At 59.3% G+C, this 22,788-nt stretch carries 23 protein-coding genes; 8 read left to right on the forward strand and 15 right to left on the reverse strand.

From position 1 onward, the window contains the following. The first annotated feature begins 68 nt into the window (after positions 1-68). Positions 69-1,088 carry a helix-turn-helix domain-containing protein gene (locus tag SIC19_RS12515; protein ID WP_127401905.1) on the forward strand — a complete coding sequence of 340 codons (1,020 nt, stop codon included), beginning with the start codon at positions 69-71 and terminating at the stop codon, positions 1,086-1,088. On the opposite strand, the gene SIC19_RS12520 is transcribed toward SIC19_RS12515, so the two are convergent. Further along, positions 1,078-1,815 (reverse strand): glutathione S-transferase family protein, encoded by a 738-nt coding sequence (locus SIC19_RS12520; RefSeq protein WP_127401904.1) that lies wholly within the window; start codon positions 1,813-1,815, stop codon positions 1,078-1,080. The two genes, SIC19_RS12515 and SIC19_RS12520, sit on opposite strands and share 11 nt — an antisense overlap. 139 nt (positions 1,816-1,954) lie before the next feature. On the opposite strand from SIC19_RS12520, the gene SIC19_RS12525 reads away from it, so the two are divergent. Then, complete coding sequence (locus tag SIC19_RS12525; RefSeq protein ID WP_127401903.1) at positions 1,955-2,917, forward strand: META domain-containing protein; 963 nt, start codon at positions 1,955-1,957, stop codon at positions 2,915-2,917. Here the strand turns inward: SIC19_RS12525 and SIC19_RS12530 are convergent. The 4 genes from SIC19_RS12530 to SIC19_RS12545 form a co-directional block, all read right to left on the reverse strand. Continuing rightward, positions 2,892-3,758 carry a substrate-binding periplasmic protein gene (locus SIC19_RS12530; protein ID WP_036210927.1) on the reverse strand — a complete coding sequence of 289 codons (867 nt, stop codon included), beginning with the start codon at positions 3,756-3,758 and terminating at the stop codon, positions 2,892-2,894. The two genes, SIC19_RS12525 and SIC19_RS12530, sit on opposite strands and share 26 nt — an antisense overlap. Before the next feature lie 104 nt (positions 3,759-3,862). Further along, positions 3,863-4,921, reverse strand: coding sequence for a betaine/proline/choline family ABC transporter ATP-binding protein (locus tag SIC19_RS12535; RefSeq protein WP_036210930.1), 1,059 nt, complete (start codon positions 4,919-4,921; stop codon positions 3,863-3,865). Positions 4,922-4,932: 11 nt separating this feature from the next. Beyond that, positions 4,933-5,967, reverse strand: coding sequence for an ABC transporter permease (locus tag SIC19_RS12540; protein WP_091642485.1), 1,035 nt, complete (start codon positions 5,965-5,967; stop codon positions 4,933-4,935). A 104-nt stretch (positions 5,968-6,071) separates the two neighbouring features. Continuing rightward, a complete protein-coding gene (locus SIC19_RS12545; protein WP_127401902.1) occupies positions 6,072-7,040 on the reverse strand; it encodes an ABC transporter substrate-binding protein in 969 nt (322 codons plus the stop codon). A 297-nt stretch (positions 7,041-7,337) separates the two neighbouring features. Here SIC19_RS12545 and SIC19_RS12550 point away from each other — a divergent pair, with 297 nt between their 5' ends. The 4 genes from SIC19_RS12550 to SIC19_RS12565 all read left to right on the forward strand — a co-directional run bounded on the left by SIC19_RS12550 (position 7,338) and on the right by SIC19_RS12565 (position 10,502). Continuing rightward, positions 7,338-8,438, forward strand: a complete 1,101-nt coding sequence (locus SIC19_RS12550) for a M14 family zinc carboxypeptidase (RefSeq protein WP_085678757.1) — start codon at positions 7,338-7,340, stop codon at positions 8,436-8,438. A 2-nt stretch (positions 8,439-8,440) separates the two neighbouring features. Then, a complete protein-coding gene (locus SIC19_RS12555; RefSeq protein ID WP_127401901.1) occupies positions 8,441-9,175 on the forward strand; it encodes an alpha/beta fold hydrolase in 735 nt (244 codons plus the stop codon). Between the two features lie 96 nt (positions 9,176-9,271). Further along, positions 9,272-9,889, forward strand: a complete 618-nt coding sequence (locus SIC19_RS12560; protein WP_036210943.1) for a glutathione S-transferase family protein — start codon at positions 9,272-9,274, stop codon at positions 9,887-9,889. A gap of 4 nt (positions 9,890-9,893) precedes the next feature. Further along, entirely contained in the window at positions 9,894-10,502 is a 609-nt protein-coding gene (locus SIC19_RS12565) for a DUF4202 domain-containing protein (RefSeq protein WP_127401900.1), read from the forward strand. Between the two features lie 51 nt (positions 10,503-10,553). Here SIC19_RS12565 and trpC read toward each other — a convergent pair whose 3' ends face one another. The 6 genes from trpC to rpe all read right to left on the reverse strand — a co-directional run bounded on the left by trpC (position 10,554) and on the right by rpe (position 16,054). Beyond that, the gene (gene trpC, locus SIC19_RS12570; protein ID WP_075194227.1) at positions 10,554-11,366 is read right to left on the reverse strand and encodes an indole-3-glycerol phosphate synthase TrpC; all 813 of its coding nucleotides are present in this window, start codon (positions 11,364-11,366) and stop codon (positions 10,554-10,556) included. A 13-nt stretch (positions 11,367-11,379) separates the two neighbouring features. Continuing rightward, positions 11,380-12,408, reverse strand: a complete 1,029-nt coding sequence (trpD, locus tag SIC19_RS12575; RefSeq protein ID WP_127401899.1) for an anthranilate phosphoribosyltransferase — start codon at positions 12,406-12,408, stop codon at positions 11,380-11,382. Positions 12,409-12,419: 11 nt separating this feature from the next. Beyond that, positions 12,420-13,001: an aminodeoxychorismate/anthranilate synthase component II gene (locus tag SIC19_RS12580; RefSeq protein WP_036210957.1), complete on the reverse strand. Its 582-nt coding sequence runs from the start codon at positions 12,999-13,001 to the stop codon at positions 12,420-12,422. A 16-nt stretch (positions 13,002-13,017) separates the two neighbouring features. Further along, positions 13,018-14,505 (reverse strand): anthranilate synthase component I, encoded by a 1,488-nt coding sequence (trpE, locus tag SIC19_RS12585; protein ID WP_127401898.1) that lies wholly within the window; start codon positions 14,503-14,505, stop codon positions 13,018-13,020. A gap of 176 nt (positions 14,506-14,681) precedes the next feature. Further along, on the reverse strand, positions 14,682-15,371 hold the full coding sequence (locus SIC19_RS12590; protein ID WP_127401897.1) for a phosphoglycolate phosphatase: 690 nt from the start codon (positions 15,369-15,371) through the stop codon (positions 14,682-14,684). Continuing rightward, positions 15,368-16,054, reverse strand: coding sequence for a ribulose-phosphate 3-epimerase (rpe, locus tag SIC19_RS12595; protein ID WP_127401896.1), 687 nt, complete (start codon positions 16,052-16,054; stop codon positions 15,368-15,370). The genes SIC19_RS12590 and rpe overlap by 4 nt, the downstream gene beginning before the upstream one ends. A gap of 148 nt (positions 16,055-16,202) precedes the next feature. Here rpe and SIC19_RS12600 point away from each other — a divergent pair, with 148 nt between their 5' ends. Continuing rightward, entirely contained in the window at positions 16,203-17,228 is a 1,026-nt protein-coding gene (locus tag SIC19_RS12600; protein ID WP_127401895.1) for a DUF3530 family protein, read from the forward strand. A 7-nt stretch (positions 17,229-17,235) separates the two neighbouring features. On the opposite strand, the gene SIC19_RS12605 is transcribed toward SIC19_RS12600, so the two are convergent. The 4 genes from SIC19_RS12605 to SIC19_RS12620 form a co-directional block, all read right to left on the reverse strand. Further along, the gene (locus tag SIC19_RS12605) at positions 17,236-17,523 is read right to left on the reverse strand and encodes a type VI secretion system PAAR protein (RefSeq protein ID WP_127401894.1); all 288 of its coding nucleotides are present in this window, start codon (positions 17,521-17,523) and stop codon (positions 17,236-17,238) included. 114 nt (positions 17,524-17,637) lie between these two features. Then, on the reverse strand, positions 17,638-18,393 hold the full coding sequence (locus SIC19_RS12610; protein WP_127401893.1) for a DnaJ domain-containing protein: 756 nt from the start codon (positions 18,391-18,393) through the stop codon (positions 17,638-17,640). Positions 18,394-18,396: 3 nt separating this feature from the next. Continuing rightward, the gene (gene murU, locus SIC19_RS12615; RefSeq protein ID WP_127401892.1) at positions 18,397-19,077 is read right to left on the reverse strand and encodes an N-acetylmuramate alpha-1-phosphate uridylyltransferase MurU; all 681 of its coding nucleotides are present in this window, start codon (positions 19,075-19,077) and stop codon (positions 18,397-18,399) included. Continuing rightward, positions 19,074-20,111 carry an aminoglycoside phosphotransferase family protein gene (locus SIC19_RS12620; RefSeq protein ID WP_127401891.1) on the reverse strand — a complete coding sequence of 346 codons (1,038 nt, stop codon included), beginning with the start codon at positions 20,109-20,111 and terminating at the stop codon, positions 19,074-19,076. Before SIC19_RS12620 ends, murU begins: the two co-directional genes overlap by 4 nt. Before the next feature lie 329 nt (positions 20,112-20,440). On the opposite strand from SIC19_RS12620, the gene SIC19_RS12625 reads away from it, so the two are divergent. After that, positions 20,441-22,753, forward strand: coding sequence for an LPS-assembly protein LptD (locus SIC19_RS12625; RefSeq protein ID WP_127402425.1), 2,313 nt, complete (start codon positions 20,441-20,443; stop codon positions 22,751-22,753). The last annotated feature ends 35 nt before the right edge of the window (positions 22,754-22,788 follow it).

Below are 22,788 nucleotides of genomic sequence, written 5' to 3' on the forward strand. Positions count from 1 at the left end.
AATAAACGCCACAAAATTGATGATTAGTGCCAACAATGAATGACGCAGCGCGTGGAGGACGGTGAACCATGGCCAAGGTAATGCGGGTAACCGGCGCCTGGACGGGACTGCTATCGGACTGGCTTGAACAGGAGGGACTGGAGAATGCCCCGGTCAGGATAGCGCTGGCGCGCTGGGCGTCGGAAGACAACGTACCGGTGCCGGTGTGGCGTGACCTGCTGGCGCAGGGACTGGCTCTGGCGCTGGCGCCTCAGTATGCCGCTCCCGAGCTAAAGGTGGGGGCCTGTGTGCGTCCTGCCCATGTGGGTGTGCTCGGCTATCTGGTGCTGGCGTCCGACACCCTCGGCGAGGCCATGTTGGCCTACCAGCGCTACGAAACCCTGTTTTATGGTGCCAGCCTGGCGGAAATCGAGGTCGTCGGCGATCAGGCGGAAATGCGCTGGCCGCCCTCGGAGAATGAGCTTGGCCAGCAGGCGGACGGCGCTGCAATTGCAGCATTGGTGACCTTTATGCGTCGCCAGATTGATCAGCCCCCTCCGCCCTCGCTAGTGAGTTTTCTGGGTGACGTCAGTGCTGAGGCGGCCAGGGAATACGAACGGTTTTTTGGCTGCCCGGTGACCTGGAACGACAGCCATGTGCGAGTCCGGTTTCCGCTGCATTACCTCAGCCTGCCCATGCCCCGGCGAGACCCGACACTTCGCGAGTTGCTGGACCGGCAGGCCCGTGCCCTGCTGCGGGCGTTGCCGGAGGCGTCACAGGCGGGCTCGGGCATTGATCGCCAGCTACAGCAGGTACTGCTGAAACTGTTGTCTGATGGCGAGCCCACCCTTGCGCGTGCAGCCCATGCCATGCACATGTCACCGCGAACGCTGCAGCGACGCCTGGCCCGGTATCAGTTGAGCTGGCAGCAGTGGCTCGATCGGAACCGGGAACAGCTGGCGCGACAGTACCTGGACGACACCTCCCTGACGCTGACTGACATTGCTCTGCTGTTGGGCTTTTCCGAGCAAAGTGCTTTTACCCGGGCCTACCGCCGCTGGACCGGCAATTCACCCGGCCGAGAGCGCCGTCAGTGGCTCAGCGATTAGCAGTGTAGACCTTTTCCAGCGTGTGGATCTGTGGCTGCCATTGATCCAGCCAGGCCTGGATGTCTTTGGGGATTTTCGCCGGTTTGGGCCAGGGCACCGGGTATTGGCCGGGCTGGAACATGGGTGCGAACAAGGAGGCCGCGGCGAGGTCGGCGCGGGAGAAGCTGTCTCCAGCCAGGTAGGGCTTCTCCTGGTAGGCATTCGCCAGTTCGGTCAGGTAGCGCTCCATGGTTTCCCGCGACTGCGCGGCGGTTTTCTCGTTGATCTTCATCCATTTGCGCATGACCTCGTCCACCCGGCTGAAGGCCAGTCTCAGTAGAATCCGATTGTAGAAGGGCGTGCCCGCAGCCAGCATGGGAACGACCACCTTGGGGCGTTGCAGGAAGTGGTGGTAGGAGTAACAGCGCACGCTGGGGCCGGCTTCGTCGTCCAGCCGCTGCTCCCAGGACAGCGCGGCCTCGCGGGCCTGCGGGTCGGTCGGCGTAAGCGGGTTCTCGGGAAACGTGTCGTCCAGATAGTCAATGATGGCTTTCGATCCCTGAACCCGGTGACCGTTATGGTCCAGTACCGGTACCGATGAATCAGCGCCCGTCAGTTTGCGGATGGTGTTGATGTGCTGGCCGGGCAGAAGGCTGATGGCTTCGTAGCTCAGACCTTTGTGATCCAGGGCCCAGCGAGCCTTTTCGCAGTAGTGTGAAATAGCAAACTGGTAGAGTTTTATCGCCATGACGTGGAATACTCCCGGGTGTTTTGATGGCCTAAGCGTAATGCTTTAAGGCAGGAAATGGTAACGGCTCTGCTTTAAAATCGGCAGCCATCATGGATAATCTGCAACTGTTACAACCACAGGGAATGAGGAATAAACAATGAAAGGAATCGCCGCCTCTTTGCCGGCCTTGGTCAGCGTCCTGCTGGTCGCGGGCTGTGCATCCACCGAGGATCAACGCGCCGGTGACGGCCTTGCCGTCAATACCATGGCATGCGGCCAGGCTGATATAGGCCTCGACTACCACGAAGACCGCAGTGGTCTGACGATAACGTTCGGCAGCGACAAAATGGTGTTGAAGCAAAAGGAAAGTGCCTCCGGTGCGCGCTTTGTGGACCCCGACAACGATGGCACCCAGTTCTGGAGCAAGGGTGACACTGCCACATTGACAATAGACGGGCAGGCGTTGCCGCTATGCCTGGTTCCGGGCGCTGTCGAGAAGCCGTTTATCGCCCGGGGGAACGAGCCGTTCTGGCGGGCAGTTCTTGAGCCGGGGCAACTGGTGGTGGAGCAAATGGGCAAGGAGCCGATTGCACTACGCTACGAGGTTGTCGAGAGCGCGACCACGGGACGTACTTTCGAGGCTGAAGGTGATGGCGTTCGGGTATCGCTGAAGACAGCAAGCCAACTGTGTCGCGATTCCATGACCGGCATGCCCTATCCTCGACAGGTGCGGCTGGCCGTAAACGGAGAAGAATCCCAGGGCTGCGGAGGGGATCCTGAGCGGTTGCTTCGGGGAACTGAGTGGGTTGTTGAAGACATTGGTGGCCGCGGGATTATTGACAGTTCCCGGGTGACACTGAACTTCCTGGCGGATCAGCGTGTGGCAGGGCGTGCGTCCTGCAATCAATTCAGCGGTGGATGGAATTTGACGGGTGAAGGGCTCGAGTTCACCCGGATGGCGTCAACCAGAAAAGCCTGTGCGCCGGCATTGATGAACCAGGAAGACCGATTCCTGTCGCTGTTGGGTGAGGTTCGACGCTTCGACATTGGCCGGAACGGTGAGTTGCTGCTGGTGACCGGAGATGGACGTCTGATCAGGGCATTTCAGTCCACAGACTGAGACCGTATTGGTCCAGGATCTGCTGTACCCGGCCGCTGTCCATGAGTTGTCGGGTGCCTTCCGTTAAGAGTTTCGCAAGTTCTTTTGCGTCTTCCCGTACCGGGGAAAACGCGACGAAGGCATCGATTTCGTCGACCAACCCTGCTTGCCGTGGCGCGGGGACAGTGTCGTTGTTGTTCATTTCCCACCAGGCCATCACGTAGATATCTTCCGCAAAAATGTCAGTACGGTGTTGGTCCAGCAGGTAGATGGCCCGATCAAGGGGTGACGGCCCCGCGATCACCCAGATTCGTTCCGGGTTGGCCTGATGCTCCTCAATGTACTGGTCCAGCTCATCGGTATAGGAGTACCCATTGATGACCAGCAGCTTCTGGTTATGGAGCGACGCCAGCCCGTCGTATACCCAGCGGTTGTCAGGGTGGGTAAACAGCGCAATGGCTGAGCGCCCCTGGGGGGTGTCTGGAAACACGAAATCCGGGGCATCGGTTGTGAAGGCACCGACCACTGCGTCCAGTTGACCTTCACGCGTTAATTGCAGCGCCCGTGCCCAGCTAACGTTGACGTACTCCACGGTATAGCCGGCTTCGCCAAGGACCTCGCGGGCAATGTCCACCATGTAGCCCTCGCGATCGCTCCCCGCTTCGCAGTTATGGGGGCACCAGGGATCGGATGCGATAACGATCGTCCGGGGCCGGGGTGTCGTATTGGAAAGGGCAGCGGACAGGGCCTCATTGGTTGGCGTCTGCGTGTCGACGTCTGAAGAAGGGCTCTCTTCGTCAGGAGGAGGTGAGCAGCCGTGCAACAGGAGTACGGTTAGTAGAGCCACTGCCAGTCTGGGCATGATCGTTGTCTGGGGCACCGCGAAGCTACGGCGACCTATTTATAATAGCCCGTCTGTCACGCTGCTGTCATCCAGGAGCCCACCTCCACCGGGATGGCCCCCGATCAGTAACGGCTGCGATTGTCTCCTTCCGATGCATCGACCGGCACCAGTGCCTTGACCAGTTCTTTCATCTCGAGAATGCCTACCTGGTTGCCTTTTTTGACCACCCGATAGACAAGGTCGGTATCGCCGTCGGACCTTGCGATCACCGACTCCAGGTTGTCCCGATCGGAAATGTCGCCGGCACTGTCAGCGGGGGGTTCCGTGGTTTTTGCCATCACGGAACGCACTCTCAGAACCCGTGCACGATTGATGTCGCTGATGAAATCCGTAATGTACGGATCGTTGGGATGCATGAGAATTTCCTGGGGTTCGCCCTGCTGGACGATGTGTCCGTCCTTGAGGATAACCAGGTGGTCAGCCAGCTTTAGCGCCTCGTCCAGATCGTGGGTGATGAACACCACGGTTTTCTTCAGTTCCTCCTGCAACTCCAGCAGCAGGTCCTGCATGTCGGAGCGAATCAGCGGGTCCAGGGCGGAGAAGGCCTCGTCCATCAGCATCACGGGCGAGTTGGATGCGAGTGCCCGGGCAATGCCCACGCGCTGCTGCATACCGCCGGATAGCTGGTGCGGGTATTGGTTTTCGTTGCCTTCCAGCCCCACCCGGGCGAGCCATTTCTTGGCTTCGTCCTCGAAGTCCCGCACCGTATGGCCTCTTACCAGCAGCGCCATGCCGGCGTTCTCCAGCACCGTCTTGTGGGGAAGCAGGGCGAATTTCTGGAAAACCATCGACATTTGTTCACGCCGCAGCTTCCGCAATCCGTCCTCGTCGAAGGCGAGTACGTTTTTGCCATCCACCTTGATCTCACCCGCAGTGGGTTCGATCAGCCGGTTGAGATGGCGTATCAACGTGGACTTGCCTGAGCCCGACAGACCCATGATGACGGTGATCTCGCCTTCTCGCATATCCACGTTGATATCCTGGAGACCCAGTACGTGGTTGTGCTTTTCCAGCAGTTCGGCCTTTCCCATACCCCGGCGCACATACGCCAGGGCGACATCGGGAATGGGGCCGAAAATCTTGTAGAGGTTCCGGATGGAAATCTTGATATCCCGGTCCACGATTCGCTCCCTTACTGTTTCTGTGAGGCGTTGATGCGCGCCAGTGAGGCCTTGGTTACCCGGTCAAGGATCACCGCCAGAATCACGATGCCAAGGCCGGCAACCAGCCCGACACCCAGCTCCAGGTTGCGAATGCCCTGAAGCACCAGCACCCCGAGCCCCGGTGCCGACACCAGGGAAGCGATAACAACCATGGCCAGGCTCATCATAATGGTCTGGTTTACACCCGCCATAATGTTGGGCAGCGCCAGTGGAATCTGGACCTTGAAGAGTTTCTGCTGGCTGGTCATCCCGAAGGCGTCAGCGGCTTCGATTACATCCTTGTCCACCAGGCGGATACCCAGGTTGGTGAGACGGATGACCGGCACAATGGCGTACAGGATGATGGCAATGCCGTAGAGCTTGGACTCGGTCACGCTGAACAGGAAGATCAGCGGAATCAGGTACACAAAGGGCGGCAGTGTCTGCAGCATGTCGAGCACGGGAATGGTCAGGCGCTGCATCATGTCGCTGCGGGACATGGCAATGCCGATGGGCACGCCCAGCAGCACACAGAGGAACGCGCAGACAAAGATGATCGACAGCGTCTCCATCGCATACTGGTAGTAGTCAATAAAGGCCAGCAGAACCAGGCTGCCCGCCACAAATCCCACCAGTTTCCAGGATTTGGTGACGACAAACACCACGGCCAGCAGCGCCGGTATCACGATCCACCAGGGCGTGTTCAGCATGCCGTAGAGTGTCCCGTCCAGAAACCAGCTTAGTGGTTGGGTCAAAGGGTCCAGAACAACACTCAGACTGTCCTTGATGGACAGGAAGCCCTCTTCAAGACCTTTTGTCAGTTCCCTGGATTTGGGGAAGGCCGCACAGGACTCGTTAAGCGCGTCCATGGATGGAAAAGGCAGGTCCCATAGTGACTCTGCTTCGGCGTCCGTTCCTTTGGTTTTTTGCAGCAACGCCGCCATCGACATGGGGGCATCACTTTGGCCGTCAGAGCACCAGTCTTCCAGACCCAGTGATGAAAACACGAAATCGTAGGTCGCCATTTGCGGTCAGTTCCCAGAAGCGTTCAGATGAAAATGGGTAATGTGAGTTCGCCTGTTCGGTTTGACAGGGCCGGGAGACGGCCCTGTCAGGGTAGGTGGAGAGATTACTCTCCCAGCACCGAAGCCAGGCGTTTCTTGGCCGAATCGTTCAGCCAGCTTGACCACTCGTCGCTGTTGTTGCTCAGGAAATACACGGCCGCTTCTTCTGCAGACGCGTTGTTGGAATCCATCCACGCCAACAGGGCGCTCATGGTGTCGGTTTTGAATGTCAGCTTGCTGAGCATTTCCGCGACTTCCGGCTCACGATCCTTGAAGTCCGTGGTCACGGATGTCAGTACGGTGGCGGCAGGAAATTCAGACACGCCAGGGTTGTCCGCTTCCTGGGTCTGATTACGGGTATGAACCTCCGGCTTGTAATCACCCAGTTCGACGCGGGTCATGTCGAACTTGCCGAGCGGGACAGTGGGGCCCCAGTAATAGCCAAACCAGGGCTCTTCAGACTGCACGGCGGAGGCCATGGACGAGGCCAGGGTTTCACCGGAACCGTGGTTGAACACCTCAATGCCAGAGTTTTCCAGGTCGAGCGCCCTAACCAGGTTGTCACTGACCACACGACAACCCCAGCCACTTGGGCAATTGTTGAAGCGGTTGTCCACCAGTTCCGGATTAGCCATGACACCTTCGATGGTGGTCAGTTCCGGGTGCTTCTCGGCCAGGTAAGTTGGAATCCACCAGCCCTCAACGCCACCGGGCTCCAGTACTTTTGTCAGGCGCTCGATCTTGCCCTGTTCTTCCAGTTCCAGGTAGGCCTCACCTGCGGAGTTGAGCCACAGTTCGGTAACGATGTCCGGTTCACCATTTTCGGCGACCGAGGTAACAGCGGGGACGGTGTCGGAGGGAACCACGGTGACATCGCAGCCGTACCCCTGCTCCATGATGAATTTGGCGACGCTGGTGACAACCGTGTTGGATGCCCAGCCCATTTCGGTGATGGAAACTTCACCGCAATCGGCCTGAGCAAGTGCAGGCACGGACATCGCGCAAAGCAGCGCGACTGGCGTTAGCTTTCGCATGATTGGTTCTCCTTATGGATTTTGAAAATACGCGGAAACAGATCCGCTGGAGCGGTTCTGAAGACCGCTCTAGAGGTGAAGACGCCGTATTGATACTGCGTTTTCAGAGGGCAAGACAAATGTTGTGACCTCGGTTACTACGTATCTTTAGAGTAACGCCCTGAGCGTGAGTTACAAGCCATTCATGTAAAATGTCGCCAGAAAATGCACATGCTTTCCGGTGTTTTGAGCCCCAGTGTCAACGAACTGAAGCAATTCAGCAGTAGTTTGAAGGGTTGTCTGAAACGGGAGAGCCCCATGACTGAATTGCGCAAACTGACCCCCCATTCTGCTATTCCTGCCGAACAGGCCCGTCGGGATAGCCGCCAACGCCATCTGCTGAGAACCTTTCTGCCGGAGATGATTCGTCTTGAGCGTGTGCTGGCGGAAGCGCCGGGACAGGTTACTGTGAAGACGCTCTCTCGGGTTGCGCTGAAACACATTGACCTGCCGATCTACCGGGTAGACCTCGGCAGCGAGGCGCCCGATGCGCCAGTGGTGATGCTGGTGGGTGGCGTTCACGGTCTTGAACGCATCGGCAGCGAAGTCGTCATGGCCTGGTTGCGCAATCTGCTGGCAAGGATGTCCTGGGACGGGCATCTCCAGGCCCTGCTGAAAAAAGTGCGGGTTACCCTGCTGCCCATCCTCAACCCTGGCGGCATGTACCTGAATCAGCGCAGCAATCCCAACGGGGTCGACCTGATGCGCAACGCACCGATCACCGCCCAGGACCGCAGTGCGTTCCTGTTGGGCGGGCAGCGCTTCTCTCCGCGCCTGCCGTGGTTCATTGGTGATCCCGAGCAGGGTATGGAAGCGGAGAACCAGGCCCTTGAGTCGGTGATCTCGGAGCTCCTGCCAGGCCGTCCTTTCAGTGTCGCGCTGGACTGTCATTCCGGTTTCGGCTGGCAGGACCAGATCTGGTTCCCCTATGCCTACCGTCGTCGCCCCATGCGACGGATCGAATCGGTGATGGCGTTGAAGCTGATCTGGGAGCAGGCCTGGCCGGAACACAACTATCGCTTCGAGCCCCAGTCCCGTCATTACCTGACCCACGGCGATCTGTGGGACTATTTCTACAAGAAGATCAACCGCAGCGGTGAGGGCGCCTTTATTCCCCTTACCCTGGAACTGGGCTCCTGGCGATGGATCAAGAAGCGCCCACGACAGTTGCTGCGACTGGACGGCTTTTTCAATCCGCTGGTACCCCATCGCCATCGGCGCGTACTGCGAAGTCACCTGACCTTTATCGATTTCCTGGTCAGCGCCGCCGCCCATCACGAAAACTGGTTGCCGCACTCGGATGAGGCGTCCATGCTAAGGGAGGCCGCCATCGCCCACTGGTACAGGGATCATCACTGACAATGCACTGGATTCTGTTGCGCGGACTGACCCGGGAGCAGTCACACTGGGGCTCTTTTCCCCACAGGCTTGAGGAAGCCTTTCCCGGTCATCAGTTTCATCTGGTTGATCTTCCGGGCACGGGCGTGCACTTCAAGGATTCCAGCCCTGACCGTATCGCGGAGATCCGGGAGAAGGTTCGCCGCAGTGTTGGTCACATTCCAGCGCCATACAATCTCATCGCTTTGTCCATGGGCGGGATGGTCGCCCTGGACTGGGCTCAGCATGTCACCGAGGGTGAAATTCAGAACCTGGTGCTGATCAACACGAGTTCCGGATTCAGCCTGCCCTGGCGACGGATGCGTCCGAGGGCCTGGCCTCGTATCGTTCGCCTCCTGACGCGCCGGGAACTGTTCGATCGTGAGGTGGATGTTCTGCGGTTGACGAGCAATCGACCGGTCGACCTCGATGTCATGAAACACTGGTACAGCATCCAGCGCCAGCGGCCAGTCAGCTATGCCAACGCCTATGCCCAGATGAAAGCGGCGATGGCCTACAAACCCCTGCCTCAACGCCCTCTGCCGAACGCACTTGTACTCGCCAGCAAGGGTGACCGTATTGTCCATTGGAGCTGCAGTAAGGTGTTTGAGCAGCGTTGGCAATGGACGCTGAAAGTCCATTCGTCCGCCGGCCATGACCTGCCAATGGACGACCCTGAATGGGTCATCCAGCAGATAAAAAACTGGCTGCCCAAATGATTACGGTTGCTTGACGCAACCGGTGTTCCGCGTCAGTCTTCTACACAATTCCTCAGATTCACCCCGAGTTACTTTTTTGGATTGGAGTCGATAACAATGAAAATTTTTGAGACCAAGACAGCGCCCAACCCACGCCGGGTAAGGATGTTCATGTCTGAAAAGGGCCTGTTGGACAAGGCTGAGTTTGTTGAGATCGATCTGCAGAAGGGTGAGAACCTGACGCCGGAGTACGCGGCCAGGAACCCCATGAAGAAAGTACCCGTGATGGAACTGGACGACGGCACCTGCATCGCCGAAACCATGGCGATTTGCCGCTATTTCGAAGAAAGCTATCCGGATGCGCCAACCCTGCTTGGGGACACAGCATTGGAGAAAGCGCAGGTGGAACAGTGGCTGCGGTGGATCGAGTTCTCCTTTTTCCTTCCCACCGGTATGTGTTTTCAGCATACCAGCGGCTATTTCAAGGACCGCATGAACCCGATCAAGGAATGGGGTGAGGAGTGCCGCACGTCGGTGGAAAAATTCATGCACTTCCTGAACAAGCATCTGGATGGCAGGGAATACATCTGTTGCGACCGGTTCACGGCCGCGGATATTAATGCCTTTACCACGGTGGCCTTCGCCCGTGTGGTGGATATTCGCATCAAGCCGGAGCAGGCCAACCTCCAGGCCTGGTATGATCGCATCAAGCAACGTCCTTCCGCCCAGGTATGACCCGATGACCCAACAGACCCTACTGGCCTGTGTTCTTGATAGAATCGATACCGCCAACCGTGCAGACCCCAACATCGAGCAGGTTGGCGGAATACCCTTGCCCAAGGAATACGCCTACAGCCAGCACATGACCCGCTGGCTGTTTGAGCTTGAGCCGCAGCCCTCCGAACGCATGCAGATTGCCTGCCGCGCCCAGCACATCGAGCGCTGGACCATCCCCCGTAGCGATTTCCCGGAAGGTCGCAAGGCCTATTACGAATGGCGCCAGGCCTGTGGCCGCATGCATGGCCGCCGGGCCGCCGGAATCATGGAGGAATGTGGCTACCCACAGGAAGAATGCCAGAAGGTGGAAACCATCCTGACCAAGCGGGAGTTGCGCAAGGACGCAGACACACAGCTGCTGGAAGACGTTGCCTGCATGGTCTTCCTAGAACGCTATTTCGCGGATTTCTATGAGGAAAAAGCCGATTACGACCGGGAGAAATGGCTGCGCATTGTCCGCCGTACCTGGGGCAAGATGTCTCCGCGTGGGCATGAAGCCGCGCTGAAGCTGGCCGAAGGGATGCCGGCGCATTTGCTGGCGTTGCTGCAGGAGGCGTTGGCTGAGGATTAGTCCGTGCTCAACCCATGCCCGCTGACTTGTTCGAGCTTTGCGTAAGCCCTCCTAAAAAAACAGCTCCTGCAGTTTCTTGCCAGGTTCTTCGGCCCGCATGAAGGACTCGCCCACCAGGAAGCCGTAGATACCCCGGTTGGTCATGGTCTCCACATCGGCCCGGGTCATGATGCCACTTTCGGTGATCGTCAGGCGGTCGGCCGAAATCCGTTCATGCAGGTCGAAGGTGGTATCCAGCGAGACCTCAAAGGTGTGCAGGTTGCGGTTGTTGATGCCCACCAGCGGTGTTTTCAGGGTGAGGGCATCGTCCATTTCCTCGCCGTCGTGAACCTCGACCAGCACGTCCAGGCCAATTTCATGGGCGATGCCTTCCAGCTCCTGCATCTGGTCCCTGGTCAGGCAGGCGGCGATCAGCAGGATGCAGTCGGCGCCAATAGCCCGGCTCTCGTAGACCTGATACGGCGCCACCATGAAGTCCTTGCGGATGACCGGCAGGCTGCAGGCGGCGCGGGCGGCTTGGAGGTAGTCTTCATGACCCTGGAAGAAATCCTTGTCAGTGAGTACTGACAGGCAGGCGGCACCGCCTTTTTCATAGCTTTCGGCGATGGCCTCGGGAACAAACGGATCGCGGAGAATGCCTTTGCTGGGGGAGGCTTTTTTGATCTCGGCAATGACCGCAGGCGTTTGCTGTTCGATGCGTCGGCGAAGGGCGCTCGCAAAGCCCCGCGCTGGCGGTTGATTGCCAGCCATGGCCTTCCGATCGCCAATAGAAACCCTGCGCGTACGCTCATCAATTTCCTCCCACTTCCGATCAACGATCTTTCGCAGGATGGTAGGCGTCTTGTCCAGATGTCTGTCAGTCATTGTCAGGCTCGTATTAGAAACACTGCGAAAAGTCAGCAAGCTCGGACATCTTGCCGGCTGCCAAGCCTGAGCCCATGGCGTCCAGCGCCATCTCCACGCCTTCCGCCGTCGTCTTCGCCAGGCCTGCCACATAAATTGCTGCGCCGGCGTTCAGGGCGATAAGATCCCGCGCTTTCTCAGCCATTTCATCATGACCACGACCGAACGCGGCACGGATCAGTTTCAGGGAGTCCTCGGCGGTATTCACCGTGAGACCAACCAGCGCCTGGCTCTTGATGCCCAGGTCTTCCGGGGTGATGTCGTACTCAGTGACTTCGCCGTTTTTCAGCTCCGCCACATGGGTGGCGCTGGCCAGGCTGATTTCGTCCAGGCCATCCTTCGAGTGCACCACCATAATGTGTTCGGCACCCAGGCGGTGCAGAACCTCCGCCATGGGGCGACACAGCTCTTTCGTGAACACACCGATCAACTGGCGCTTGACGCTGGCCGGGTTGGTCATGGGGCCAAGGATATTGAATAGGGTACGGCAACCCAGTTCCTTGCGAGGGCCAATGGCGTGTTTCATGGCGCCATGATGGGCCGGGGCGAACATGAAGCCAACGCCGATCTCCTCCACGCAGCGTGCAACCTCCTCAGGCGCCATCTGCAGGTTGATACCCAGCTTTTCCAGCAGGTCCGCGCTGCCGCTCTTGGAGGACACGGCACGGTTGCCATGCTTGGCCACAAAGCCACCGGCTGCGGCGACCACAAAAGACGCCGCGGTGGATACGTTGAACAAGTTGGCACCGTCACCGCCGGTGCCCACGATATCCACCAGTGGGTCGGCGTTGACCGTCACGCGGGTGGCCAGTTCCCGCATGACTTCGGTGGCGCCGGTGATTTCGTCGATGGTTTCGCTCTTGATGCGCAGCCCCATGAGAAAGGCCCCAATCTGCGCATCGGTGGCTTCACCCTTCATGACGATGCGCATAACGTCCTTCATCTCCTCCGTGGACAGGTCCAGGTTGGAGGCGATGCGGTTCAGTGCTTCTTTCATGTCCATGTGGTGGCCTCTTATCGTGTCTTCAGAAAGTTGCGCAGCAGCTCATGGCCCTGTTCCGTCATAATAGACTCTGGATGGAACTGTACACCTTCGATGGGCAGTGTTTTGTGCCGAACGCCCATGATTTCTTCCACCGAGCCATCGTCATTGCGAGTCCATGCAGTGACTTCAAGGCAATCCGGAAGGGTGTCTTTGTCGATCACCAGGCTGTGATAGCGGGTCGCCTTCAGCGGGTTGCTCAAGCCACGGAAAATGCCCTGGTCCTTATGGTAGACCGCAGATACCTTGCCGTGCATCACCTGCCCGGCGCGAATAACCTTCCCGCCGTATACCTGCCCGATGGCCTGGTGGCCGAGGCAAACGCCCAGAATCGGCAACTTGCCGGCAAAGTGGCGAATGGTGGCCATGGAAATGCCGGCCTCGTTGGGCGTGCAGGGGCCGGGAGAGACAACGAGGCGCTCCGGTTTCAGGGCTTCGATGCCCTCCACGGTGATCTCGTCGTTGCGGTAGACATGAACATCTTCGCCCAACTCGGCCAGGTACTGCACCACGTTGTAGGTGAAGGAGTCGTAGTTATCGATCATCAGCAACATAATCTTATCCTCCGCCTCAGTGGTCGAAATCGTTGTAGGTCATGGCGACGGCGCGGAAAATCGCGCGGCCCTTGTTCATGGTTTCCTTCCACTCAAGGCGGGGCACCGAGTCGGCCACCACGCCGGCCCCTGCCTGAATATGCAGGGTGTTGTCTTTGATTACCGCCGTGCGGATGGCAATGGCGGTATCCATGTTGCCGTTGAACGACAGGTAACCCACGGCGCCGCCATAGACACCGCGCTTCACCGGCTCCAGTTCGTCGATGATTTCCATGGCGCGAATTTTGGGGGCACCGCTCAGGGTGCCGGCGGGTAAGGTGGCGCGCAACACGTCCAGGCAACTGGTGTTGTCTTTCAGACGACCGGTGACGTTGGAGACGATGTGCATCACATGGGAGTAACGCTCCACAATCATCTTGTCCGTCAGCTTCACCGTGCCGGTTTCAGACACCCGGCCAGCGTCGTTGCGGCCCAGATCGATCAGCATCAGATGCTCGGCGATTTCCTTGGGGTCGGCCAGCAGTTCCGATTCCATGGCCCGGTCCTCGGCATCGGTGGCGCCACGCTTTCGGGTGCCGGCGATGGGGCGCACAGTGACTTCGTCATCTTCCACCCGTGCCAGGATTTCCGGCGAGGAGCCGACAATCTGGAAGTCTCCCAGATCCAGGAAATACATGTAGGGGGACGGGTTCAGCACCCTCAGAGAGCGATACAGGTTCAGCGGTGGCGCCTCGAATGGAATCGACATGCGTTGCGAGATCACCGTCTGCATCACGTCGCCGTCCAGCACGTATTCCTTGATGTGGCCGACGGCCGCTTCGAATTTTTCCTGGTTGAACCCGGAAATAAAGTCGCTCTCATCCACGGTTTTACCGCGCAGATGTTCCGGCGTGCGGGGCGCGTTGGCCGTCTGCCGGTGCAGGCGGGACTCCAGGTCGTCAATTCGCTGGAGTGCCTGTTCGTAGGCGCCCTCCTGATTTGGGTCGGCATGGACAATCAGGTGCAGTTTGCCGCGCAGGTTGTCGAACACCACCACATCGTCGGACACCATCAGCAGGATGTCGGGCGTGCCGATCTTGTCCGGCGGGCAGGTGTTGCGCAGGCGCTTTTCGATGTAACGCACGGTGTCATAACCGAAATAGCCAACCAGGCCGCCATTGAAGCGGGGCAACTCCTCCAGGTCCGGCGCGTTGAAGCGGGCCTGGTAGTCTTCCACAAAGGCCAGTGGGTCGTCGACCGTGGTTTCTTCGATCACCTTGTCCTCGCGGGTAATGGTGACGGTGTGATCATAGACCTTTAGAACTTCCCGGCTTGGCAGGCCGATGATGGAATAGCGGCCCCACTTTTCACCGCCCTGGACGGATTCAAACAGGTAGGAATAGGGGCCGCTGGCCAGCTTGAAATAGGTGCTCAGGGGCGTGTCCAGATCGGCAAGGACTTCGCGGTATACGGGGATACGATTAAAGCCGGCCTTGGCGAGCTCGGCGAATTGCTCGGGTGTCATGATAACGGTTCCTGAATCTGATCTGTATGGAGGACTTTCGGGCGGCATTCAGCCGGTGCGCCATCGCCACCATCGTGTCGCGCGGGTTGTCAGTACGCCACGCGCTGTCATCAGACTCAGTCCCTGCACGGCAGGAATCTCCCGAATTGAAGGTTTCAAATCAATATCCTGTGAGATTACAAAAGCTGGGCCAGGGAATCAACAACGGCATCCGCGCCGAGCGAATCCACGGGCGCCCCGTAATTGTAGCCGTATCGTACCGCCACCGAAGGAATGCCTGCTGCCAGGGCCGCGCTGATGTCGGTGACCGAATCGCCCACCATCACCGTGGTGCCCCGGGTGCCGCCCAATTCGGTCATGGCATGGATCAACGGTTGCGGGTCTGGTTTGCGCACCGGCAGGGTGTCTCCACCGATGCTGATATCGAACCAGTGTTCTATGCCCATCTGCTCGAGCAACGGTGCCACAAACTGTTCCGGCTTGTTGGTGACGATGCCCATGCGGCAGCCGTGGGCGGCAAGACGGGTCAGGCAGTCCTCCACGCCGCCGTAGAGTACGGCATGCCGGCCATTAAGGTTTTCGTAGGCATGGTAGAACATGGTCAGTGCATCGTTGAACAGGGCGTCGTCCTTTGGGCTGACTGGTTCCCAGTCCGCCTGGCCTGCCAGGGCGCGGCGTACCAGCACGCCGGCACCGTTGCCGACCCACTGGCGCACGTTGTCGATGCCGGCCTTGCGGCGACCTAACTGTTCCAGCATGGCATCAATGGCCGCCGCCAGATCGGGGGCACTGTCTACCAGTGTGCCGTCCAGGTCAAACAGGGCAACCCCCGGCCAGCGCTGGTTGAATAGCCCCGCCAGGCTCATTGGTTCAGGCCTTTTTGGGCCAGTTCCAGTTCCGCCCGCATTCCGTCGATGGTGGTCTTGTAGTCGTCGGTGTTGAAGATGGCGGAGCCGGCCACGAAGGTGTCGGCGCCAGCCTCGGCGATCTCGCGGATGTTGTCGGTTTTCACGCCACCGTCGATTTCCAGGCGAATATTGCGGCCGCTGGCATCAATGCGCTTGCGGGCTTCACGCAGTTTGTCGAGAGTGCCTGGAATGAACTTCTGGCCGCCGAAACCGGGGTTTACGGACATCAGCAGGATCATGTCCAGCTTATCCATCACGTGATCAATGTAGTGCAGTGGTGTGGCCGGGTTGAACACCAGGCCCGCCTTGCACCCACCTTCACGAATCAACTGCAGGGAACGGTCGATGTGTTTGGAGGCTTCCGGGTGGAAGGTGATGTAGCTGGCGCCGGCATCAATGAACATCCGGATCAAGTCGTCTACCGGCGATACCATCAGGTGCACGTCAATTGGAGCGGTAACCCCGTGTTTGCGCAATGCTTCGCAGACCATGGGGCCGATGGTGAGGTTGGGTACGTAGTGATTGTCCATGACGTCGAAGTGGACAATGTCGGCGCCGGCGGCCAGTACGTTATCGACTTCCTCGCCCAGTCGGGCAAAATCGGCTGAGAGGATGGACGGGGCAATCTGGAAAGGGTTCATGACGGCTCTCTTGAACGTATTGATAGTGATATCGATGATGGCGCGTACAGCGGTTCTCTCTGCAAAAGGCTGCAAAAAGCTGCTGGGCCGCAAAGCTGCTAGTCTACCAGTTTGATGGTGATTTTTCGCACGGAATGAGTGACAGCCTGTGAGCAGATGGATTGAAAAAACGGTTACGCAGGGTCTGGTCATCCTGGCCTGCCTTATTGCTTTTTGGGCCCCGCCAGCGTTGGCGCAGGCGCAGAAAGACGCGCAGGACCAGAGTGCCAACCCGACCGGCCAGGAAGCTGAAAAACCCGCCGGGGCGGCTGTTGAAAGGCCGTTGATATCGACGGGGCTCGATTCGGATGCAATCGCCAGAATCTGGCCGGACTCGTCAATATGGCTGGAACCGCCGGAAGAAGAGCCTGTGCTGGCCCTGTTTGAGCCAGAATCCGAGACCCCCGCGAAGGGCGCACTGGTGATTCTTGCCGATGAGGGGCAATCACCCGCCTCCGGGTTGGCTGCCGCCCTGCGGCAACCGATGGCACGTGCCGGCTGGGCCGTCATGGTGGTCGGGCTTGAGACACCGCCGTATGAGCTACAGGAAGCGCGTCGACAACGGGACTTCGGGTCACCCGAAGACGCTGGCATGCCGGAAACGGACGCCGCCGATGAAACGAGCGAAAAATCTGTGGACGACGAGTCGGTGATGATTGATGTGATGGCCAGTGAGGATGTCGAGGCATTGGCAAGCCAGTACCGCGCCCGCATCCAGAAGGCCCTGGCTGCGGCGGTTGGCAACCTGGTTGGTCGTGGTTACAGCCGGGTGGCCATGGCTGGCGTCGGCCGGGCGGCTGGTCATGTCACCCACGCGGCCACGGCCAGCGGGGGGCAGGATGTGTCGGCGCTGGTCTGGATTGCGCCGGTGTTTGATCAGAGCGATTCGAAAGCCCTGGCGGAGTCACTTGGTGAGTCTGGCGCGCTGAAAGTGCTGGAGCTTTACAGTGCCCGCAGCTCGTTGGACGCCGGGGGCGCGACTCAAAGGTCGCCAAAGCAACGGGAGGCTGCATTCCGGCGGGCAGGGATTGCAGGCTACTCCCGACAACCTGTCGCAATGGCTGAACAGCCACAGCCCAGGGAGGCGCAAGCGCTTACCAATCGCGTCTCAGCCTGGCTTGCCTCCGAACGCTAGGAAATGATCAGCCACCCACGGCGGTGGATGAGCCGATGACAACTCCACCACAGCTCACAGCATCGCCGGTCAGAGCGGCCGGCTTGCCCTCAATCAGCACGGTTGGGCTTCCAACTGCGATGGTGCGGGGGTGTGGTGGATGCTTGGGCTTGGAGTGCATGGCGAGCTGGTCGCCGAGTCGAGCAACGGGCTTGCCGTCGATCAGCACGGTAGCGCTGCCGGTAATGACGGGGGTTGGAGGGAAGCCTTGGTGATCGGTTCCGATGTCGCCGAGCAGGATGAGTTTCTTACCCATGGGAATGTTCCTTTTCAGTGGGTCTTGCACGCCGCTGGTCCGTGGGCATGCCTTCAATAAGTGATACTGATGCCGAAGTCTAGCAAGCTTGGCGTCGAACTCAAAATGTCGGATTCAAACCGAAAGGCGCTGGCTGATCAGTTCCCAGGCCTGCTGGTAGCGAAGAAGGCGGTCTTTCGCCCTGGTCAGTTCCGCCGGGCTCAGCTTCTGTTGTGCCAGCTTGTCCGGGTGGCATTCAGACACCTTCTTCCGGTAGGCCCGTTTGATAACCTCGCGGCTGTCACGGCGGGTAACGCCGAGGACCTGGCAGGCCTGCTCGAAGCTGGAGGGCCGTGGCTGGCCTTCCGGTTCGGTGATCCAGACCTTGCTGGCGTAACTTTCGAGAATGTCATCGCTGACTCTGATCGGCAGCCCCATCTGGTCAATGGCGTCTTCGCAGCGATAGCGGCGGGGCTTCTCGGGGCGTCCCTGCAGCTGCGCCGCGTGGCAAAGGCAGATGGCAACGCGTAGCGAGGGCGAAGGCCAGATTCTGTGGGTCAGTCGCAGGCGCAGGGCTTTCAGGGTAGGGATGCGCTCAGCGCTCTTGCCCTTGCGGAAATTGTCAATGGCTTTGCGCCGCTGGCGACCGGAGAGTTTCAGGGCCTTCATCAGGGTTTCGGCGAAACCGATGTCTTTCTCCGTAACCCGTCCTTCCGATTTGGCGATGTAGCCCAGGAAAAAGAACAGGCTCCGGCGGCACCAACGCGGCAGTCGGGTTCTGACCAGCAATTCGTTGGCCTGGTGGCCGCAGGCGGTCAGCTCTCCAAGCAGCTCACTGAACTCCGCTTCCATGCGTGCGGGCAGGTTATTGTCTCTGGTCTCAGAGGTCATGGCTCAGCCCCCGCCTTCCTTAAGCATCCGATCCAGCTCGCGTAGCCGTTCCGGTGTACCGATATCCATCCAGTGTCCGGTGTGACGGATGCCTGTGACGCGTCCCCGGGTCATAGCATCTCGCAGGATTGGAGCCAGCTTCCGGGCGCCCGGTTGCAACCCTGAAAACAGGTTTCGGTTTAGCAGGCTGATGCCGGTAAAGGTCAGCGTTTCGGGGCCGTTGTCAATCACCGTACCATCCGCTTGCAGGCAGAAGTCGCCCGCTGGGTTGTGGTCAGGGTTACCCGTCATGACCAGTAACGCGTCTGCATTTTCGGGTGGCGTCAGTTGCGCGAGATCAAAATCGCACCAGATGTCTCCGTTGATCACAACGAACCACTCGTCGCCGCTGCTGGTTAACAGGGGCAATGCGTGGAGAATTCCGCCGGCGGTCTCCAGGGGGTCGCTTTCCCGCGAGTATTCAATGGCCAGCCCGACATTACTACCGTTACCCAGTTCCGTTTCGATCTGTGTGCCCAGCCAGGCATGGTTGATCACAACTTCCCGGAAACCAGCGGCTTTCAACCGTTCCAGGTGGTGCACGATCAGCGGCTTACCGCCGGCAGACAGGAGCGGCTTCGGAGTGGTCAGGGTCAGCGGCCGCATGCGCTCGCCTTTGCCGGCCGCGAGAATCATCGCTTTCACTGGCCGAATGTCTCCACAGGGCCGATCCGTTGCTCAATGGGTGGCACCACGGTTTCCGTGAGCCATTCGTGGAAGTGGCGCAGGGCGGCCTGACGGCTGCTGGCCTCCACCAGATAGCCCACGGTACGGGGAACATCCTTCAGGAAGCCGGTTTTGCCGTCACGTATGGCCAGCCGGGCAAAGATGCCCGCAGCTTTCAGATGGCGCTGCATGCCCATGAGCTCCAGCCATTGGCGGAAGGTGTCCCTGTCAGCCTTGTGAAGGCCGGCCTCGGCGCTGAGTACGCGAAAATGGTCTGTCCACTGGTCGATGCGTTCTTCCGGCCAGCGGATATAGCAGTCTTTCAATAGCGATACCAGATCGTAAGTGACCGGGCCGCGCACCGCGTCCTGAAAGTCGATTACGCCGGGCCTCGTGTTGCCGGGGCGGACCAGTAGGTTGCGGGAATGGTAGTCACGGTGCACTGCCACGTTCGGTTGGGCCAGGGCGCTCTCACGCAGGAAGGCGAAGGTGGTGTCCAGCAGCGCGCGTTCGCCGTTGGAGAGAGTCAGCCCCAATTGTTGTGTCAGCAACCAGTCCGGAAACAAGGCCATTTCCCGATCCAGCAGGGCGATGTCATAAGCGGGAAGTGGGTAGTCGGGTGCGTCGTCGGCCTGCTGTATGCGGACCAGTTCATCCATTGCCGCGCCATAAAGCCGGTCAGTGTTGGTGTGGTTCACGGCGCTGAGCATCAGGGCGTCACCGAAGTCTTCCAGCAGCAGGAACCCCCGGGTCAGGTCTTCGTGGACGATGTCCGGCACAGCGATATCAAGGCTGCGCCAGTGATGGGCAATAGCTACGAAGGGGTGGCAGTCTTCATGCTCGGGCGGCGCATCCATCACGATATAGGGTTGTGGCCCGGTGCCATGAGGGTCGCCGCTGACGCGGAAGTAGCGGCGGAAGCTCGCGTCCCCGGATACTGGCTCGGGTGTCGCCTGGTCAAAACCGGGAAGGTCTCTGACCCACTGGGTGAGCATTGTCAGGCGGGTATCCATGAAATTGGCTGTTTTCCTGGCTCAGAAGTTATCGGTGACCTGGCCGCAACGAACCTGCGGGCCCATGGCCGAAAGTTAGCAGATCAGTATAGAGGCGGTAAAACGGTTTTGCAGCAATGGCTGGTTTCCGTTAACAAAGGCCGGTTTCCGTTAACAAGGCAAAGGGCGCCGTGTAAACTAGGCCGCTGTTAAGTATCTCCGACAGCCGCGAATCCATTCTGGACAGGAACCTGCTCACCGTGCCAGCCCCAACAAGGAAGCTGCGAATGCCAACGCCCCGCATGCGGCACCGTCTCGGGTTGCTGTTTGCGTCCGTTACGGGGTGCACAATGTTGGCACCAGTTTCGGTGGTTTATGCTCAGGAAGCCGCCCCTTCGGCTGCCGAGATTGAGTGGCGGCCCAAGTCTGATTTGCCGGAGGATGTCCGTCGATCCCTGCCGGACTTCTGCGGGGGTGGCTATTTGCCTTCCGCGGTCCCGGGGGTGGGAAAGGGAAACGCAGGTGAGCCGGCAGCGAAAAATGGTCAGGCGCCCCTACAGGCCAGTGGGCTCAATGCGCGGTATGAACTCGACAACGAACTGTTTCTGCGGGGAGATGTTCGTCTGGAGCAGCCGGGGTTCCGGGTGACTGGCTCCGAGGCCCGCTACAACCAGGCAACCGGTGCGGTGGCCATTGAAGGGCCGTTGACCAGCCGCGGTGATGGCTTCCTGCTGACCGGCGAGCGTGCGGACTACGACGTCAACAGCGGCCGGGTTGACATCAATACGGCGACCTTTCTCCTGCACGGCCCGGAAATGCGGGGTTCGGCCACTCAGCTCTCCCGCACGGCGGAAGACCAGGTGCGGATTCGTGGCGGCTCTCTGACCACCTGCGCCCCGGACAACAACGATTGGTCCATCGTGGCGTCCGACATCCACCTGGACCAGGGCGAAGGTGTGGGCACCGCAAAGCACGTACGCCTTGAGATCAGTGATATCCCGGTGTTCTACTGGCCCTATGCCAGTTTCCCCATTGACGATCGCCGCAAGACAGGCTTTCTCTATCCGTCTTTTGGTACCTCCAACGCGGGTAGCGGCGCTTTCCTGTCGGTTCCCTACTACCTCAACCTGGCGCCACACTACGACGCGACGCTGACGCCCCAGTACATACATGGGCGTGGATTGTTTACCGAGGCGGAGGGGCGTTACCTCAGCAGTCTTGGGGAATCGGTGCTTCAGCTAGGCTACGCGGGCAACGACACCGAGTACGAGGAGGAGTTTCCCTCGCAAGGGGGTGAACGCTGGGGGCTTGATTTCAGTACCCAGGCGAGATTCGGATACGGCTGGACCGGCTACGGGGATTATTCCGTGGTTAGCGACGACGACTACCTCAGTGATCTCAACCGCAACCTGGAGATCAATCGCGCAACCCATCTGCGTCGCCGGGGTGGTATCCGCTATCGGGATTCCTCCCAGTATTTCGAAACCTATCTCAACGGCTACCAGACCCTCAGCGATTTCATTGCCGACGAGAACATTCCCTACTCGCAGTTACCAGAAGTATTGTACGGCGCCACCGTGGATGCGGGGCCGGCGGAACTGAATCTGGAAAGCCAGTACACGTATTTCTACCGCGATAATGATGACCTGACGGGGCTCGACCGGGCCAACGGCCAGCGCTTTCGCGCCATACCCGAGCTGGCATTGCCCATGCGGGCGCTCTGGGGCTATGCCAGACCTTCCGTCAGTGTCGATTACACACGCTATGAGCTGGAGGACTACACCACACGGGACCCTGGCTTTGATCGTACCGTTCCGGTCGCGGAGTGGGATTCCGGCCTGTATTTTGATCGCCAGTCCAGCCTGTTCGATATTCCCTATAACCAGAGCCTGGAGCCCCGGCTTTACTACGCCTGGGCTGATGCCGATGCTGACCAATCGTTCATTCCGGATTTCGACACCGCCATTCGCTCGTTCAGCTTCGACCAGTTGTTCCAACGCAATCGTTTCAGCGGCGGTGATCGGGTAGGTGATAGCAATCAATTGACCGTGGCACTAACCAGCCGCTTCAATGATCTGCTCACTGGCGCTGAACGTGCCCGCTTCAGCATTGGCCAGGTTCACTATTACGATGACCGGGAAGTGACGCTCGATGGGGAGGGGGCCTCTGACGCCAGTGACTCCCCGCTGGCCGGTGAAATGGTTTTGCGACCGGTGGACGGCCTGGAAATTCGAACCTCCGGCCTGTGGGAGCCAGACACCAGTAAGACGCAGGAAGGTCGCAGTCAGCTGATTTTCCACTCCGATGATTACCGTTATCTGGCCAGCCTGGGGCACAGTTACCGGCGAGACGAATTCGAGCAGTCGGATATCGGGGGCGTTTTTCCTGTCACAGACCGTGTTAGTCTGATCGGCCGCTGGGTCTACGATTCCGAGCTTGATCGTACGGTCGGTTCACTGGCCGGGCTGGAATACAATAACTGTTGCTGGAGTGTGCAGCTGGTGCACCAGAATTACCTGACGGACGATGAACAGCTTGAGAGTCGCATGCTGTTTCAGATCCAGCTCAAGGGACTGGGCGGGAGCGGCGGATCGTCCAGCCAGATTTCCGAAGCCATCTATGGCTTTGACGAAAGGGAACGTCGCCGTTTCGGTGATCGCTGATGCCTGACAGTCAGGCTCGGGATGCCGGGGTGACA

It is taken from the genome of Marinobacter sp. MIT930201, assembly GCF_047122665.1.
In the GTDB taxonomy this organism is placed as follows: domain Bacteria; phylum Pseudomonadota; class Gammaproteobacteria; order Pseudomonadales; family Oleiphilaceae; genus Marinobacter; species Marinobacter salarius.

Coding starts and splice junctions, on each gene's coding strand:
- trpD (WP_127401899.1), bottom strand. CDS start 12,408: ATGGACATGAAAGAAGCACTGAACCGCATCGCCTCCAACCTGGACCTG.
- SIC19_RS12550 (WP_085678757.1), top strand. CDS start 7,338: ATGACTGAATTGCGCAAACTGACCCCCCATTCTGCTATTCCTGCCGAA.
- SIC19_RS12540 (WP_091642485.1), bottom strand. CDS start 5,967: ATGGCGACCTACGATTTCGTGTTTTCATCACTGGGTCTGGAAGACTGG.
- SIC19_RS12590 (WP_127401897.1), bottom strand. CDS start 15,371: ATGAGCCTGGCGGGGCTATTCAACCAGCGCTGGCCGGGGGTTGCCCTG.
- SIC19_RS12610 (WP_127401893.1), bottom strand. CDS start 18,393: ATGACCTCTGAGACCAGAGACAATAACCTGCCCGCACGCATGGAAGCG.
- SIC19_RS12580 (WP_036210957.1), bottom strand. CDS start 13,001: ATGTTGCTGATGATCGATAACTACGACTCCTTCACCTACAACGTGGTG.
- SIC19_RS12520 (WP_127401904.1), bottom strand. CDS start 1,815: ATGGCGATAAAACTCTACCAGTTTGCTATTTCACACTACTGCGAAAAG.
- SIC19_RS12530 (WP_036210927.1), bottom strand. CDS start 3,758: ATGCCCAGACTGGCAGTGGCTCTACTAACCGTACTCCTGTTGCACGGC.
- trpE (WP_127401898.1), bottom strand. CDS start 14,505: ATGACACCCGAGCAATTCGCCGAGCTCGCCAAGGCCGGCTTTAATCGT.
- SIC19_RS12545 (WP_127401902.1), bottom strand. CDS start 7,040: ATGCGAAAGCTAACGCCAGTCGCGCTGCTTTGCGCGATGTCCGTGCCT.
- SIC19_RS12605 (WP_127401894.1), bottom strand. CDS start 17,523: ATGGGTAAGAAACTCATCCTGCTCGGCGACATCGGAACCGATCACCAA.
- SIC19_RS12620 (WP_127401891.1), bottom strand. CDS start 20,111: ATGGATACCCGCCTGACAATGCTCACCCAGTGGGTCAGAGACCTTCCC.
- SIC19_RS12515 (WP_127401905.1), top strand. CDS start 69: ATGGCCAAGGTAATGCGGGTAACCGGCGCCTGGACGGGACTGCTATCG.
- trpC (WP_075194227.1), bottom strand. CDS start 11,366: ATGACTGACAGACATCTGGACAAGACGCCTACCATCCTGCGAAAGATC.
- SIC19_RS12525 (WP_127401903.1), top strand. CDS start 1,955: ATGAAAGGAATCGCCGCCTCTTTGCCGGCCTTGGTCAGCGTCCTGCTG.
- rpe (WP_127401896.1), bottom strand. CDS start 16,054: ATGAACCCTTTCCAGATTGCCCCGTCCATCCTCTCAGCCGATTTTGCC.
- SIC19_RS12560 (WP_036210943.1), top strand. CDS start 9,272: ATGAAAATTTTTGAGACCAAGACAGCGCCCAACCCACGCCGGGTAAGG.
- SIC19_RS12625 (WP_127402425.1), top strand. CDS start 20,441: ATGTTGGCACCAGTTTCGGTGGTTTATGCTCAGGAAGCCGCCCCTTCG.
- SIC19_RS12565 (WP_127401900.1), top strand. CDS start 9,894: ATGACCCAACAGACCCTACTGGCCTGTGTTCTTGATAGAATCGATACC.
- SIC19_RS12555 (WP_127401901.1), top strand. CDS start 8,441: ATGCACTGGATTCTGTTGCGCGGACTGACCCGGGAGCAGTCACACTGG.